This window comes from Pseudotamlana agarivorans (assembly GCF_018860245.1).
GTDB classification, from domain to species: Bacteria; Bacteroidota; Bacteroidia; order Flavobacteriales; family Flavobacteriaceae; genus Pseudotamlana; species Pseudotamlana agarivorans_A.
Genome location: NZ_JAHKPD010000003.1, coordinates 1 through 17643 on the forward strand (window position 1 = coordinate 1; position 17643 = coordinate 17643).

Annotated in this window: 11 protein-coding genes; 5 read left to right on the top strand and 6 right to left on the bottom strand. The window is 34.9% G+C overall.

The genetic code is table 11. From position 1 onward, the window contains the following. Positions 1-144: transposase (locus KO493_RS00475; protein WP_216066044.1), on the top strand; the 144-nt coding region annotated here is incomplete at its 5' end. A gap of 178 nt (positions 145-322) precedes the next feature. On the opposite strand, the gene KO493_RS00480 is transcribed toward KO493_RS00475, so the two are convergent. The 3 genes from KO493_RS00480 to KO493_RS00490 all read right to left on the bottom strand — a co-directional run bounded on the left by KO493_RS00480 (position 323) and on the right by KO493_RS00490 (position 4975). Next, the gene (locus KO493_RS00480) at positions 323-943 is read right to left on the bottom strand and encodes an L-threonylcarbamoyladenylate synthase (RefSeq protein ID WP_216065993.1); all 621 of its coding nucleotides are present in this window, start codon (positions 941-943) and stop codon (positions 323-325) included. 83 nt (positions 944-1026) lie between these two features. Next, entirely contained in the window at positions 1027-3363 is a 2337-nt protein-coding gene (locus KO493_RS00485) for an ATP-dependent helicase (protein WP_216065994.1), read from the bottom strand. A gap of 79 nt (positions 3364-3442) precedes the next feature. Beyond that, positions 3443-4975, bottom strand: coding sequence for a hypothetical protein (locus KO493_RS00490; RefSeq protein WP_216065995.1), 1533 nt, complete (start codon positions 4973-4975; stop codon positions 3443-3445). A 211-nt stretch (positions 4976-5186) separates the two neighbouring features. Here KO493_RS00490 and KO493_RS00495 point away from each other — a divergent pair, with 211 nt between their 5' ends. From KO493_RS00495 to KO493_RS00505, 3 genes are all read left to right on the top strand, one after another. After that, positions 5187-7232 (top strand): hypothetical protein, encoded by a 2046-nt coding sequence (locus KO493_RS00495; RefSeq protein ID WP_216065996.1) that lies wholly within the window; start codon positions 5187-5189, stop codon positions 7230-7232. 293 nt (positions 7233-7525) lie between these two features. Beyond that, positions 7526-9100, top strand: coding sequence for an FMN-binding glutamate synthase family protein (locus KO493_RS00500; protein WP_216065997.1), 1575 nt, complete (start codon positions 7526-7528; stop codon positions 9098-9100). A gap of 9 nt (positions 9101-9109) precedes the next feature. Next, positions 9110-9631, top strand: a complete 522-nt coding sequence (locus KO493_RS00505) for a hypothetical protein (RefSeq protein ID WP_216065998.1) — start codon at positions 9110-9112, stop codon at positions 9629-9631. 231 nt (positions 9632-9862) lie between these two features. Here KO493_RS00505 and KO493_RS00510 read toward each other — a convergent pair whose 3' ends face one another. The 3 genes from KO493_RS00510 to KO493_RS00520 all read right to left on the bottom strand — a co-directional run bounded on the left by KO493_RS00510 (position 9863) and on the right by KO493_RS00520 (position 14872). Further along, on the bottom strand, positions 9863-10774 hold the full coding sequence (locus KO493_RS00510) for a patatin-like phospholipase family protein (RefSeq protein ID WP_216065999.1): 912 nt from the start codon (positions 10772-10774) through the stop codon (positions 9863-9865). A 49-nt stretch (positions 10775-10823) separates the two neighbouring features. Beyond that, positions 10824-12785 (bottom strand): M1 family metallopeptidase, encoded by a 1962-nt coding sequence (locus KO493_RS00515; RefSeq protein WP_216066000.1) that lies wholly within the window; start codon positions 12783-12785, stop codon positions 10824-10826. Positions 12786-13183: 398 nt separating this feature from the next. Beyond that, positions 13184-14872, bottom strand: a complete 1689-nt coding sequence (locus KO493_RS00520; RefSeq protein WP_216066001.1) for a histidinol-phosphatase HisJ family protein — start codon at positions 14870-14872, stop codon at positions 13184-13186. Between the two features lie 201 nt (positions 14873-15073). Here KO493_RS00520 and KO493_RS00525 point away from each other — a divergent pair, with 201 nt between their 5' ends. Next, complete coding sequence (locus KO493_RS00525) at positions 15074-17608, top strand: DUF559 domain-containing protein (RefSeq protein WP_216066002.1); 2535 nt, start codon at positions 15074-15076, stop codon at positions 17606-17608. Positions 17609-17643 lie beyond the last annotated feature (35 nt).

Genomic DNA, 17643 nt, shown 5'->3' on the forward strand with positions numbered 1-17643 from the left:
CCTATATTGAACTATTTTAATAACAGAAGTACGAATGCGTCGGCGGAATCTTTTAATGCCAAGATTAAAGAATTCAGAGCTATGTTTAGAGGTGTTAGAGATATCCCGTTTTTCCTGTTTAGACTAACTAAATTATATGCCTAATTTTTACAGCTCCCCAATAATATTCCTTGATCCCTAAAAAATGCCAAACTCATAAACCTCAACATGTTTAAGTCTCATACAACAAGAGAATAACAAAAGTTCCTGATTTAAAAAAAAGTTAAAAATGTATTGTTTTAAGGGATGCCTAATTTATGATTTATTACCCAATTAAACAGCTTTAAAAGATCTCTAAACTCCCTTTCCCTTCTCTAATAATTTGTGGTTCTTCCTCAGATAAATCGATAACCGTAGAAGCTTCATTATCGCCATAGCCACCATCTATAACCAAATCAACAAGATTATCCCATTTCTCCAAAATAAGCTCTGGATCTGTAGTATATTCTAACACCTCATCTTCATCACGAATAGACGTTGAAATGATTGGATTTCCTAATTGTCTAACTATTTCTGAAGCTATCGCATTATCAGGTACACGAATTCCTACTGTTTTTCTTTTCTTAAAAGGATTTGGCAATTTTTTAGACCCTGGAAGTATAAAAGTATAAGGGCCAGGCAAAGCACGTTTTAAAATTTTGAAAGTAGAAGTGTCTATTTGCTTAACATAATCGCTTAAATGACTCAAATCATGACAAACAAAAGAAAAGTTAGCCTTTTCCAGTTTCACACCTTTAATTCTGGCAATACGCTCTAAGGCTTTTATATTAGTTATATCACAGCCTAAACCATAAACCGTATCGGTTGGATAGATGATGAGTCCGCCAGACTTTAAAACCTTTATCACCTTATCAATTTCTCTCGGATTAGGGTTCTCTTCGTATATTCTAATGAAATCGGCCATAGTGTATCATGTATTGCTTTACCCTACAAATTAAGCATTAAATTTCTTATTATGAAAGATGACTCCGCTTTCGAGCCTTCCAACTACCCTATAACTTCTAATTTAGCAAAGCGTAAGAGTAGTTTTTTAGTACCGCCGTGTTGAAACTTAATCTCGGCTTTTACATCGGCGCCAGTCCCTTCAATTTTTAAAACTTCACCGGTACCAAATCGAATATGTTTCACAGTATTCCCTACTGCCAATTTATTATCGAAAAGATTAGGAGCGCCACTTTCTGCCTTAGCCATAGGTTTTAATTTTTTGGCCGTTGGTGCTACATATTTTTCTGGTGCTTTTTTAGGTGTTTTGTTTTTCGAAAAAGCAGGTTGCTTAGCAGGTTTGTAACGGATTTTATTCGGTTCAGTATCCCCAAATATATCAGCAGAAAGCATCGGGTTGATTCGACGCTCTTCAATAGGCGTTAAAACTTCCAAGTATTGCTCGTCTATTTCTTCTATGAAACGACTTGGGTCTGAGTCTACCAGTTTTCCCCAGCGGTAACGTGACAAAGCATAGGTTAAATAAGCCTGCTTTTCAGCACGTGTTAAAGCCACATAAAACAAACGACGCTCTTCCTCTAGTTCACTACGCGTATTCATACTCATAGCACTTGGAAATAAATCTTCCTCAAGGCCTACGATAAATACATTAGAAAACTCTAAACCTTTCGCTAAGTGAATGGTCATTAAAGCAACTTCATCATCATCTTCTGTTTCGTTATCTAAATCACTTGATAACGCTACGTCTTCTAGGAACTCAGATAAAGACCCTGTGGCATCGGCAACTTCAATTTGCCCTTCTACGAAATCCTTCATCCCGTTTATAAGCTCCTCGATATTCTCAACTCGTGTTACACCTTCTGGCGTAGTATCTTTACCAAACTCTTTAAGGACTCCACTGGTTCTCGTTACATATTCAGCCAATTCAAAAACATCGGCTGTTTGGTTTAAAACTTGATAACTTTCTATTAAAGTCACAAAGTCTTGAAGCTTATTTTTTGTTCCTGAATTGATTTTAATATCGACTTTATCGATATTTTTCATCACTTCAAAAATGGTGCGTTTATAACCATTAGCCGCAACAACCAAGCGGTCTACGGTAGTTTGACCAATTCCTCTTGGCGGAAAGTTGATCACACGCTTTAAGGCTTCTTCGTCTGACGGATTCACAATTAATCGTAAATACGACAAGACATCTTTAATCTCTTTACGCTGATAGAAGGATAAACCACCATAAATACGGTAAGGAATACCACGTTTACGCAGCGCTTCCTCCATGGCACGCGATTGGGAGTTGGTACGATACAAAATCGCAAAATCGCTGTTATTTAAATTCTGATTCGTTTTATTCTCTAAAATGGTACTCGCCACATATCGTCCTTCATCTCCATCGGTTAATGAGCGGTGTACTTTTATTTTCCCGCCCTCATCATTGGCTGTCCAAACTATTTTTTCAAGCTTCGTCTGGTTTTTATCAATGATAGAGTTTGCCGCATTTACAATGTTTTTTGTTGAACGGTAATTTTGCTCTAGTCGGAACATTTTAACATCGTCATAATCCTTTTGGAAATTCAGAATGTTATTAATGTTTGCCCCACGGAAGGCATAAATACTTTGAGCATCATCTCCTACCACACAAATGTTTTGAAACTTATCTGATAAAGCACGTACAATTAAATACTGCGAATGGTTCGTATCTTGATACTCATCGACCAATATGTATTTAAAACGGTTTTGATATTTGGCTAATACCTCAGGAAAACGTGTTAGTAGCTCATTGGTTCTTAATAATAAATCATCAAAGTCCATTGCCCCTGCTTTAAAGCAACGGTCTACATATTCTTTATAAATATCTCCTAATCTTGGTCGCCTAGCCATGGCATCAGCTTCCTTTAATTCTGTATTCTGGAAATAAGCACGTACCGTTATTAAACTATTCTTATAAGAGGAAATTCGAGAACGCACTTGTTTGGCTTTATAAACATCTTTATCCAATTGCATTTCTCTAATAATAGCACCGATTAGCTTATCGGAATCTTGAGAATCGTAAATCGTGAAGTTACTAGGAAAACCTATTTTATCAGCTTCAATACGCAATATTTTAGCAAAAATGGAGTGAAACGTTCCCATCCATAAGTTCTTTGCTTCGCTCGCTCCTACAATAGAAGCAATACGCTCCTTCATCTCCTTAGCCGCCTTATTGGTAAAGGTTAGAGATAGAATATTAAAAGGATCTATCCCTTTACTCATCATATAAGCAATACGGTATGTAAGCACTCTTGTTTTTCCAGAACCAGCGCCTGCAATAACAATCATAGGGCCATTAACTTGTATTGTGGGCTCTAATTGAGCTTCGTTTAACTGGCTTAAATATTTTTCCAAATCATCATCAATTTTACGCCGTGAAATTAACCATTGTTCGGGTTTTTATACGTCGAAATAAATAATAATTATGAACAAATTAGTTTTTAGCATGTATTAACCCATCTTTTACATTTAACCAAAGAAAATTAAAAACCGATTTCGTTTTATCACGTTTTATATTGTGTCGAACTGCTTCAGCGTAAGCACTCTCCCCTTTTCTTGTTGTTTTTGAAACGAAAATATTAGCAATGGCCGATAAGAATTTATTTTTCTTGTGCTTATGTTTTTTTAATATACTTACACGAAGACCATCAAATTTTGTTTTTAAATCAATTGAAGAGTGATTTGCCGTACCATCAATGGTAAAATAGGTTTGATACAAAATACCTTCAAATTTCACATTTAAATTAGGAACTAAAAACTGGTTCATATTTGCTGCATGAAATTTCCCTAGTTGGGCTTTAAAAAGAAATCGATCATAAATGTTATTTACATCAAATTCACAATCGGTAATCAAAGTGGCCTCATCCATAAACTTAGACGTTGTTTTTATTTGGGTTTTTCCGCCTTCAGGATAAGTATTACTAACATTCATCATGATGGCATTAAAATCTGTAAAATAAATTTTACCTGGTACTGCTTGATGATTTACACGTTCCTCATATGCTACTTTACCATTAGAAACTATAAGTTCGTCAACATTAAGGTCAAATTTTAAGTCCCGTAACATCTTGCCGTATAAAGCTTTTATAGTGTGATCGTCTGCCACTAGTTTATCTCGATACACCTCAAAGTTAAGATTATGTAATTTAGATTTTTTAGTATGAAAATAAAAAATAGAATCATTTCTATAACCAAAATCAATTTTATCAAGCTCTAGAGAATCTAATTTTAAATCGAGATGATCCCTTTCCGTTTTTAAATGCTTTGAAAGTTCTTTTTTAGAATAAATTGTTTTCAATTGCAGCCCTTTAAAAAGCGCTTCATGTTCTTTAAAGTGAGCATCCGATATATATAATCGATCGTATTTCCCTACATTAAGTTGTATCGAGTCTGCAACAATATCAAAGTTGTGAAACGTTAGAGGTATTCTATGACTTACATCTGGTTCATGTTTAACATGCGTTAAATTAAGTTTAAAATGTTTAACCGCAAACAATAGAGAATCAGTATTTTGATCCAAAACCTGTACCTGGCCATTTAAAATTTCTACCAGTTTTATATTAACTTCAGGAGTCTCGGATATGCTATATTCACTATCCGGTTTCTTTTTCTTTCCTTCCTTGTAATAAGTAATCTCGGGCCCATCCAAACGCAACTCGTCAATGTTTAATATATTACTGAATACAAAATCTATATAATCAATATCTTCTATTAAAATAGTCTTTAAGCTAAGAGCTAAATCGGCTTTCTTTGAAATTTTATTATTTACTGAAATAACAATATTCTTAAACTCTACAGTCCCTGAAGTAACATCTACAAAAATAGTTTCGCTCTTAACGCTTACATGTTTTGGCAAATTATTCAATGCCTTTTCAATTTTCCCTTTTACTATATAATTGGATACGGGCACTATTATAAGGCCTAAAATAACGATAAAGACTAAAAGTCCTATATATTTAAATTTCATGTTATAAAGATATATATTCAATTCATATGAAAAACAATATTTTTAAATACCTTTTAAATTAGTAAATCCTCTGATTTGAAAAAATGACGGTTTTATCATTAAACCACTTTTAGCGACAAATTGTTCCTGCAAGTGAGATACCAGGTGTTAACTTAGAATATTCTATAACTATATATTGTATATTTGGTAAAGTTTTTAAAAAATATTTTTGATGAGAAATTTGTGTAAAAAATTAAAAATAATTGGATTTGTTTTATTTATCTTATTTACTATCGTAATTAATGCACAAGGCAAATATTCCAATTGGCCAAAGGAAATAAAATCGGGTGATTATATTGTTAAGCTATACAATCCAGAAAATGAAAGCTATTTAGATAATAAACTAATTTCTAATTTTGCTTTTTCTGTAAAAAAAGGCAAAGAAGAACCTGTATTTGGAATGCTTTGGGCTACATCTTTACTTGATGTAGACAGAGCAACTAGAATGGTATCTATTGCTTCTTTAAAAATAGATGAAGTAAAACTTCCAGTCGAAATTTCGCAAAGCGATAAAAAAGCATTTGAAACTCTTATAAATAATGAAATCCCTAAATGGAATATTGAATTTTCTTTAGATGAATTGTTAGAAGAATTAGATGAGGTTAGTGTCAACAATGCTGAATTAAAAAACGAAGCTCCATCCATTATTTTTTCTAATGAACCAGCTGTTTTAATATTGATAGATGGAGAACCAAAATTGAAAGCTGCAGTATCGGGTTATGAAATAGTAGAAAATAGTGATACTTTTATTATTAAAGAATCCAAAACAAATACTTTTTATTTAAAAGGGGGCAAATTTTGGTATAGCTCCAAACAAGCTATGGGTCCGTGGGATACTGCAGAAAAGGTACCTTCTGAAATAAAAAAAATTGCTAAAAAAGCAGAATTAAATGAAGATGACAGCTCGGATACATATACAGGTAAAGCTCCAAAAATTATTGTAGCTAATCCTCCTTCAGAGTTGATTGTTTTTGAGGGTGAACCTAAATTTACACCATTGCAAAAAACAAATTTGTTGTTTGTTGAAAACACAGGCAGCGATATTTTTATGAATATTACAGACCAAAACTATTTCATTTTGCTTTCTGGAAGATGGTTTACAACTAAAGATTTAAAAGGCAATTGGTCGTATTTGTCTTCAGAAAAACTTCCAGCAGATTTTAAAAAAATACAAAGCGATAGTAAAAAAGGAGAAGTACTAAGTAGTGTTGCAGGAACGAAAGAAGCGAAAAATGCTCTATATGATGCACAAATACCTCAGACAGCCGCTGTGCAAAGAGACACTAAGGCCTCTAAGGTTACTTATAATGGCTCGCCTGAGTTTAAAAACATAGAAAACCTAAAATTGCAGTATGCGGTAAATACAGAAAGTGATGTATTTAAAGATCGTAGCACTTATTATTTATGTGATAATGCTGTTTGGTTTAAATCATCATCTCCTAACGGTCCCTGGCAAGTTGCCGATGAGAGGCCTTCTGAAGTTGAAAAAATACCAGCAGAAAACCCAAAGTTCAACACAAAGTACGTGTATATTTATGAAACTTCTCCTACTGTCGTTTATGTTGGATATACTCCTGGATACTACGGGAGTTATGCATATGGTCCAACTGTTGTTTATGGAACTGGTTTCTATTATAACCCATGGTATAGAGGATATTACTACCCACGTCATTATACTTATGGGTTTTCTATAAGATACAATCCTTGGAATGGATGGAGTTTTGGCTTTGGCTTTGGGTCTCCTTATGGTTGGTACGGTCATTCATATTGGGGTTACCATCGTCACCACTGGGGACCTCCTTATTACAGACCACCATATCATAGACCACCGCATCAAAGACCACCAAACCATGGTGGTAATAGACCTTCTAGACCAAAACCAACACACCCTATTTATAAAGATAGGGACGGAATTAAGGATTATACTAGACCTGTTCAACGTCCAGATACTAGACCTAGTACAAGACCAGGCACGCAACCATCAACGAGACCTAGCACCAGACCAAGCACGCAACCTTCAACGAGGCCTAGTACCAGACCCAGTACACAACCTTCAACGAGGCCAAACACTAGACCTAGTAACACGCCTAACACAAGACCTTCAACTAGACCTACTCCTAGTTATCGTCCTACGCCAAGACCTGCAACGAGACCTACGGCTAGACCGTCAACCCCTAGTAGAAGTAGACCCGCTCCAAGTCCTAGAAGAAGGAATTAAAAGCACCACTACATTTTTAAAACAGCTGTTTAAAAGGAAATTCATATACCTTTTAAATAGCTGTTTTCTTTTTTAAAGGTTAACTTGACAAAATATATAGAACCTATTATTAATAACAAACCAGTTATACCTGTAGAATTTATCAAGTTTCAAAACCTTCGGACAGTCTTTAAGAAACTTGATCTTTTAATAATTTGTATTCAAAATTGTTTAACAATTTTGAGCTAAATAATAATTAATTGCCGAATTTTAACATTACTAAAAACGAACACGATTAACTTAAATTTTTAACAATGAATTCATTTTTAGATTTTTTATCAAACATCAGTTGGTGGGGCTGGGTATTAATTAGTCTTGCTATAGTAGCTATTCGCGACGTGTTTTTCCAAAAGAAACATACTATAAGTCACAACTACCCTATTTTGGGTCATTTGCGCTATCTTATGGAAAGTATTGGCCCTGAAATGCGTCAATATTTTGTAGCCAATAATCGTGAAGAATTACCTTTTAATCGCATTGAACGTAGTTGGATATATGCTTCAGCTAAAAAAGAAAATAATTACGAAGGATTTGGTACCGATCGGGATATTTACCAGCATCAGCATATTTTTATTAATAATGCCATGATGCCCTATAACCCACCTGAAAACCATCCGAATAAAGCAGATAAAACCTTTTTACCTTGTGCTAAAGTTATGGGTGAATTTCATAAAAGACGTAAGCCCTTTCGACCAGCTTCTGTAATTAACGTATCGGCGATGAGTTTTGGCTCCCTTTCCGCGAAAGCGATAGAATCGTTAAACAAAGGCGTTAAAATAGCTGGAGCCTACCACAATACTGGGGAAGGTGGCTTATCGCCACACCATAGCCATGGCGGTGATGTCATTTTTCATTTTGGTACTGGTTATTTCGGAGTACGTGATGAACATGGCGGATTTTCAATGGACAAAATGATAAAACTCGTGGAAAGTAATCCCTTTATTCGTGCCATTGAAGTTAAACTTTCTCAAGGTGCTAAACCAGGAAAAGGAGGTGTTTTACCAGGCGCTAAAATTACCAAAGAGATTTCTGAAATTCGTGGGGTTCCTGTTGGAAAAGACGTACTATCACCACCAAACCATAAAGCTTTCACTAATATTCCTGAAATGGTTGATTTTATTGAAAAAATTGCAGAAGCTACCGGTTTACCTGTAGGAATAAAAGCTGCTATCGGAAAGTTAGAACAATGGGAAGAATTAGCCGACATTATGATTACTACAGGGAAAGGACCTGATTTTATTACAGTTGATGGCGGTGAAGGTGGTACTGGGGCTGCCCCTCCAAGTTTTGCCGATCATGTTTCATTACCATGGGTTTATGGTTTTAGTGATTTATACAAATTATTTAAAAACAAAGGCCTTTCTGAAAGACTTGTTTTTATTGGAAGTGGGAAATTAGGTTTTCCTGCCAAAGCCGCCATGGCATTCGCTATGGGAGCAGATTGCATAAATGTAGCTCGAGAAGCCATGATGAGTATTGGTTGTATTCAAGCACAAGTTTGCCATACAAACCGTTGCCCGAGTGGTGTAGCAACGCAAAATAAGTGGCTGCAAAGCGGTATTGATCCAACCTTAAAATCGGAACGATTAGCACAATATTTTAAAACTTTTAGAAAGGAATTGATAGAAATCACGCATGCATCAGGATATGAACACCCTTGCCAATTTACAATGAGTGATATTGAAATGAATATAGACGACCACAGTCTTTCTAATAAACTCCACTCTACATTTTCGTATGAAAAAACGACGGTTCCTTTTTTAGGGATGCAAAATTTAAAAGATTGTTTATATTTGGGCAATCATCCTAAATCACAACTCAAAAACTAACCAAATTTTATGGAAGTCTCAAGAATTATCGACCTATTTTTATTTGCTATACCGTCAATTATCACAGGATGTATTGCTTTTTACTTTTTTAAAGAGCATACCAAAAACGAAGATGGGAGAAGACGCTTTCTTTTAAAAAAAGATTTACAGGTAGAAACAATTCCTTTACGCCTGCAAGCTTATGAGCGTATGGCCTTGTTTCTAGAACGAATTTCACCTAATAATTTATTAGTAAGAATTACCCCTTTAACAATTAATAAGGATGAATATGAATCTTTACTTATAAAAAGCATCGAACAGGAATTTGAACATAACTTATCGCAACAAATTTATATTAGTGATAAATGCTGGAATATTATTACTACCGCTAAAAACGCGACGATTCAAATGATTAGAAAGGCAAACATGTCTGAAAAAGTAGACACCGCAAACAAACTAAGAGAAGTTGTTTTAACTGAAATGATGGAACGCCCTTCGCCTAGTGATGCCGCACTTTCATTTATAAAAAGTGAAGTGTCCGATTTGTGGTAGATATTGGTTTGTTTTGGTTGTTAATTGATGGTTGAAAAAGTTAAACATTAAAGGTTAGAAGTTGTTAAAGTTTCAAATTGAGTCGCAGTTTTCAGTCTCAGGCACACGGTTAAACAGTTAAACAGTTAAACAGTTAAACAAATAAACAGCCAACAAACGAGTGTCCAAACTTTAACATGACCCCAATAATCAATAGTCAATAGTCAATAGTCAATAGTCAATTTAAAAAACCTACTCCATTCGAAGCTCGTTAGATCGTGCTTCTTTACACTTTTCCTTAGCGTAATTATACCCCTTATCCCACCATTCTGTCATGAGTTTTTTATTAAAAATCAATGAATTTTCTGTAAGGCGTGAAGGCGTATAATATAGGTTTAATTTAACATCACGGTTTTTGGCAGCTAATTTTCCGATTAGGATATCACTGCGCTCCACTTGATCCAGTAAATGTCCAAAAAGATTTAGCATAAGTGAATAAGGATTTTTACCCAGAACTTTATTGTATTGCATATTTTCAGACTCTAATATTATAGCATCAATCTCTGTAGCACCTCGTAAAATAGCTTCTCGGATAGGTACTACACAACCAAAGGCACCATCGGCATATTCAAAACCATCTTTTTCTACCAAGGACATGAATGGTATGTAATTACAAGAGATCCAAACCCAATCGCAAAATTCCTCATAAGTAAAGTCTTTTATCGATTTATATTCTACGATATTCTTTGATAAATTTGAAACTGTTACGACTACATCTTCTTTAGTAGCTCTAATTTGATTATAGTGTTCTACAGAAAAATGCTTTCTAAAATATCGCCTTAGAGCCTTACTCTCCCCAAAGGTGCGCTTCATTTTTATAAATTGCCATAAAGAGTTTATAAAATCGATGGATACAAACTCTCGATCGCCCTTTTTACGAACTACAAAGGGGTTAACACTAAAAATATTACGCTGATTCACATTGGTAAAAACCTCATGAATTTCATCAATTTTACCTGCGGCTAAATGCGGAATAAGCATACTACCTGTAGATGTACCAAGATATAAATCGTAATTACGCTTTTCTTCCTTAATTAAATACTCTGCCACACCACCTGCGTATGCGCCTTTACTACCTCCTCCAGAAATTACTAATGCTTTCAAATTGATGTGTTTATTTGTAAATATATAATTATGAATGAAATAAAATAATTTATTCTACCTTTAATAGTTGTTTTGCAAATTTTGAAAATTGCCAGTTATGATGCGTTTCAGCCTGTTTTAAGTTTTTCTGACACATCGCCTTGCAAGCTCGAATTTGGTTTAAATAAGCAAACGCATTCTGACGAATTTCAAAACCGTATTTCGGACTCGTATATTCAGTAAGTTCTTCAAAATAACGGGTATTGTTTTCAGGTTCAAAATCTTCTGTTATTAAAGCTAGTGTTAACCACAGAATACGCACATTTTTATCATTAAAACCCTCAACGCCTTTGGTTTGCTTTAAATACAATTTATTATCATTCGGAAAATTACTCCATAAATTATACAAGGCAGCTTCAATTGTGGCAAAGGATTTATCTTTTAATAAAGACTCATAATCTGTTCTCATTTCAGAAGGAATCGACGATACCGACTGCGCTATAGCTTGACGCTCCTTTATAGATTTTAGGTTGAAAACCGATTTAGAAATATCACCATTCAGCATTCTTATCACTTCAGCATTGATATAAGGGTTATCAGAATCTTCTAAAAACTTTTTACACGGTTCCATTGATGCTTCACAATTCAATTTCAAAAACGCTTTATAGTTCTTAAAATGATTTCTCATATAGTTTTCAATGATTTCATATTGAAATTTATCTGATTTAAGCCATACATCAACAAAATCGGACAAGTTCTTTCCGCTAAACGCTTCAATTTCACCAATAAAATCGTTTGTTTCCACGTTTTTAAACTGGTGTGTATTCAAATAGTTTTTTACACCCTTTTTAAAGTCTTTCTCTCCTACTTTATCATACAATAACGTGAGCACCCAAGCGCCTTTTTTATAAAATGTGGTACTACTCGATTTCGGATCCAAAAGCGCTGTGCTTCTTCCCGCTTTATCTTGATCTAACAACTCTTGAGCATATTCGTAAAGTTTATATTGATAATAATCTTCACCAAATACTTCGCGCTCCACTAATAACGCGTAATAAGTAGCAAAACCCTCTTGAAGCCAATGGTGTGTTCCTGAGGTTTCGGTAACCAAATCACCAAACCATTGATGCGCCAGTTCATGCGCATTCACGTTTACATAGTTTTTATCAACAAAGGCCGTTTCATCAATTAAAAAGGCATCCGAAAAAATGGTAGTGCCTGTGTTTTCCATCCCTGCGTAAAGAAAGTCCTTTACGGGGATTTGTTTGTAGTTCTGCCACGGGTATGGCACACCAATTTCTTGCTGCAAGAAATCAAACATCTGCTGCATGTACTTGTAAGTAGGTTCAAATTTACCAGGGTCCTCTGGATAGTAATACATTTCTAAAGCCACGCCGTTATTAGAAATTCTAGTTTTTTTAGCATACTTACCAATGGCAAAAGCCACCAAATAGCTAGACATGGGGTTATGCATATCAAAATGCCATGTGGCATTATCTCCCGAAATAATTTTACTGGTCAGTTTTCCGTTAGCGATGACCTCATAATTCTTATCGAACGTAATACTTAAATCAAATTCTACCTTTTCATTCATGTCATCAAAGCTAGGCATCCAATTACTGGTGTATTTCCCCTGCCCCTGCGTCCAGATTTGCCGACGCCCTTGAATGTATTCCCAATCGATAAAATAAAGCGCTTTTTTAGGCTGTGCTTTCCAGTTAATTTTTAATTGATGTGTGGTATTGGCCTTGAACGCTTGTTTAATTACAAGCTGTTTTCCATTGTAAGCCCCTAATCTTGAGTTTTCGTCTAATACAGTAGAAATCGTTGTGAAATTTTGAGCATCAACAAAAATAGAATCGACATCACGCAAAACATCAAACTCGTAAACCACGGTGCCTGTTACCTCTTTGGCTAACAAATCACCAAATGAAACATCAACCTTTGCCGTTTTGAAGTCCACGTCGTTAGTCTGCTGAGAAAAGCTCAAACAACTGCTTATGCAAAAAATAATTAGTAGGATTCTATTCATAAATTTGAAGGCTCAAAGAAATACCAAAATACATAAAATTTCAAGAATATTAAGGAGATACATCAAACAGCTGATACCGCCTCAAAAAACCTTAGAACATTTTGGCAGACCCTTCAGGTTTTCAAAACCTGAAGGGTCTCTTTCTGAAAACCCGAGAAATTACTGCTAGACATTTGTCATTCCGCTAGTTCGAATCTGAAACTCTGACTTCCAAAATAAATTTTCAACACAATAAATTGAGTTCTATTTTCCTTTTCTTGACGGCACTCGTTAAAAACGAGCGCTAGCACTGCAAGAACCCACTTAAAACAAAAAAAACACTTTCATCAAATTGAAAAATGAGATGAAAGTGTTTTAGTAGAAGTATGAGATGTCTCCTAATTTATATTGAATAAACTTTAAAAACTATTAAACTCAATTAAATTCGCTTCAAAGTACTGATCACCAAGTTTGGTTAACAAGTTTTTAATCACATGACTATCGCCTTTTACTGCTATAGCTGAATACCCAATATCATTAAGTTTCCCTAATCTTAAATCGGCAATATTAATGTTTTTTGAAGCCAATGCTGAAAGCAAAATCAGTAAGACTCCAGGTGAATTTCTATGCTTAGTAAGAATCACTTTTTCACTTAAGGCCAAGTTTAAAGCAACGCCATCCATTTCTAATAAATAAACACCTTTACTGTAATAGTTTGGCAATTCAGCATTCTCTTGGTATATAAGTTTACTAAAGACTCCTGAATCGGTTCCATTAATAAAATCGATAGCACTTTTAACATTTCCGTTGTCTTCGCTAAGTGATAAAAAAGCTTCTGCAGTACCGTTTTTATTTGATTTTAAACGTGCTGTTTCTACATTAATGCCTTCGGAAGCCAAAGTATTAAACAACGAAGAAATCACCCCTGGCTGATCTAAATGCTCAGAAAACAATCCGTTTACTTTTCTTCCTGATATTTTAGGAATTTCATCGGTTACGGTTATAGATTTACCCCATTTTCTGATACGAATGGCGTTATAATCGCCCATTCCAGTAGAATTCTTATATAAATCAACAAATTCTGAAAAAGATCCTCCAAACGAAAAATCTGGAATAATACGTCTTTCAGTTTCATCTAAACGCTGATTTAACAGCTCAATCCCTTTGTTTAAAACCGTATATTTCACTTTTAATTCATGATCGTCATAAATGGTACGGTTTTCAGGAATTAATTTTGAATAACTCACATAGCTCTCATAACCAGCTTCCTGAATATATTCTAAACTCTCTTTATAATTTAATCCATAATAACGCACGTGATGTGTATCTGTACCAACACAAACAGGAATTTGAAGCTGATGCGCGCGGCGTAAAATACTTTGCACCGGATACACGCCAACACCTTTAAACTTACCTGCCATGTTAACATCTAGTGACAAATTTCTATCGGCAATAAGCTCTAAAAGTGTTCTAAATTTATTAGCTAAAGGATGTGAGCTGGTTTCAAAATTAACCAAAGATTCCGGCATATCAACATTTAGTTTAGGTAAATCAATATGACCAATAATCTGAATCATATCACCAAAACTTTCAATCATTTGGATCATTTCATTGAAATAACCATCCCAATACGCTTCCAAACTACCTCTTAATTTCAGTAATTCTTGCGCTTCTTCCTTAGAGCCATCGTATGGTAATCCTTCAGGAGCAAAATGCACAGAACCAATAACGTAATCGGCATCTTCAGCTTGAAAAATCTTAGAACGACTCCATTGCAAACCTATTTCAGGCCCCATCCACTCTAACTCAACACCAAATTTGATATTAATCTTACCTGCATATTTTTTACGCAAATTAGCAATACGCTTCGGGTAGTTTAAATACGATCTATTACCGCGAATAAACTTTACGTTCGTATCTTTTTCAGCCGTATATCTAAAATTTGTTAAACGTGGCGAGTGAATAATAAAAGTAATACTCGGGTTATGCGCCTCAATGGCTTTATCAATAATATCTTCTAACTTATCGATACCATGTTTAACATGATCTTGTTCGGTACCAGCATGAATACCATGCGTTTCCCATATAAATTCGTTGAGCTTTCTCATCAATCAATATAACTTTAAATCGTCTATTTTTAAGAACAACAAATTTAACCATTGCAATAGAATTATTAACTAAAACTTAATGCTTTTAGCTAAATTTCATAAAGACTTCCTAATTATCGTTAATAATTTTCAAAACCAAAGAAGATATTAAGAATTCAATAAACGTTTAATTTTTATTGGAAATGTTTAAATTCGCCCATTATGTCTATTAACCTACAAACTCCCATAGATTACCTAAAAGGTGTAGGCTCCAGTCGAGCCGATTTACTACGCAAGGAGCTTGGCATTCATACTTATCAAGATTTAATCAATTTATTTCCAAACAGATACATCGACCGTACGCGTTACTACAAAATAAACGAGTTACAGCCTAATAATGCAGATGTTCAAATTATTGGAAAAATCACGGGCTTTAAAGAAGTCGCTCAAAAACGTGGTAAACGTTTGGTTGCTACTTTTCAAGATGATACTGGTACGATGGAACTGGTTTGGTTTCGGGGGCAAAAATGGATTCGAGAGCGCTTAAAAGCCAATACGCCTTATGTGGTTTTTGGTAAAGCGACCGCTTTTGGCGGAAAATTTAACATCGCACACCCTGATGTAGAATTACTAGAAGACCATGAAAAAAATTTAAGATCGGCTTTACAACCTATTTATCCTTCTACTGAAAAATTAGCAAACCGAGGAATTAGCAATCGGGTTTTATGCAAAATCATGCAGCAATTATTTATGGATTCTGGCGGAAAATTTGCGGAAACTTTACCCGATAATTTACGTTCAGAATTGAAATTAATAAGTAAACAATCGGCACTTTTTAACGTGCATTTTCCGAAGAGTCCAGAGCTACTTTCAAGAGCACAATTCCGACTTAAATTTGAAGAATTATTTTATATTCAACTGCAATTAATTATTAAAAATTTAATCCATAAATCGAAGATAAAAGGACTCCCTTTTAATACCGTTGGAAACTATTTTAACACCTTTTTCAAAGAACAATTACCCTTCGATTTAACCGGTGCTCAAAAGCGGGTTTTAAAAGAAATTCGTGCCGATTTAGGTAGCAATGCCCAAATGAATCGCCTTTTACAAGGAGATGTGGGCTCTGGAAAGACCATTGTAGCTTTCATGTCAATGCTTATGGCACTTGACAACGGTTTTCAAGCCTGCTTAATGGCGCCTACTGAAATTTTGTCAGTCCAGCACTACAACGGATTACTTGAAATGTGTAACAAACTAAATATCAGTATTTCAATATTAACTGGTTCAAGTAAAACTTCAGAAAGGCGAAAAATTCACGACGCACTCGAAAATGGCAAATTACAGATCTTAATTGGCACACATGCACTACTTGAAGACAAGGTGAAATTTCAAAATTTAGGCCTCGCTATTATCGATGAGCAGCATCGTTTTGGCGTCGCCCAAAGAAGTAAATTATGGAAGAAAGGCCCTCCTCAATCCTCCCATGGAGAGAACGCCAAAGCAGTCCGAAAAAAATACATGACCGCTCGCCCATCGACCTACAAATTATTAAAAGAATTACAGGTTGAAAATAAAAAAAATAGCACCCATGCAGAACAAGTTTTATGGGAATGTTTAAGAGGAAAAAAACTCGATTTAAAATTTAGAAGACAGCATATCATTGACGAGTTTATTGTTGACTTTGTTTCTATAGAAAAAAGTTTAATTATTGAAGTTGATGGTGGTTATCATAATACCATCGAACAAAAAGAAGCTGATGATTTACGAACCAAAATTTTAAGCGAAATTGGCTTTAAGGTCATTCGATTTACCAATAAACAAATTACTGGCGACATTGACAATGTTTTATATTATATTGAAAAGCAGCTAAAAAGTCTCCCTTCTGGGGAGATTAGAGGGGCTATCCCACCCCACATTCTAGTAATGACAGCAACACCTATTCCGCGTACTTTAGCCATGTCGGTTTATGGTGATTTAGACATCTCAATAATTGATGAATTACCCCCTGGAAGGAAGTCTATAAAAACGGTGCATCGTTTTGATAAAAATCGCTTGAATGTGTTTCGATTTATTCGTGATGAAATTTCTAAGGGCCGACAAGTATATATCGTTTATCCTTTAATTCAGGAAAGCGAAAAAATGGATTATAAAGATTTGATGGATGGTTATGAAAGTATCTCTAGAGACTTCCCAATGCCAGAATATCAAATTTCAATAGTCCACGGACAAATGAAACCAACAGATAAAGAATTTGAGATGCAGCGCTTCATAAAAGGTGAAACTCAAATCATGGTCGCTACTACCGTTATAGAAGTGGGCGTGAATGTCCCTAATGCTTCTGTGATGATCATTGAAAGTGCCGAACGCTTTGGTTTATCACAATTACACCAATTAAGAGGACGTGTTGGACGTGGTGCCGAACAAAGTTATTGCATTTTAATGACAGGACATAAGTTAAGTGCCGACAGTAAAACCCGCTTAGAAACCATGACCAGAACAAACGATGGTTTTGAAATTGCTGAAGTAGACTTGCGTTTACGCGGACCCGGTGATATTATGGGCACCCAACAAAGTGGTGTATTAAACCTTAAAATAGCCGATATTATAAAAGACAATGACATCCTTCAACATGCAAGATATCACGCTAAAAACATCCTCAAAACCGATCCAAAATTAGCATTCCAAGAACATCAAGTCGTTTTAAACACCTATAAACAGCTTACCAAGTTTAAAAACATCTGGAATTACATTAGCTAATTCCTTAAATACAGCGTTTATAACTACTTTTACAA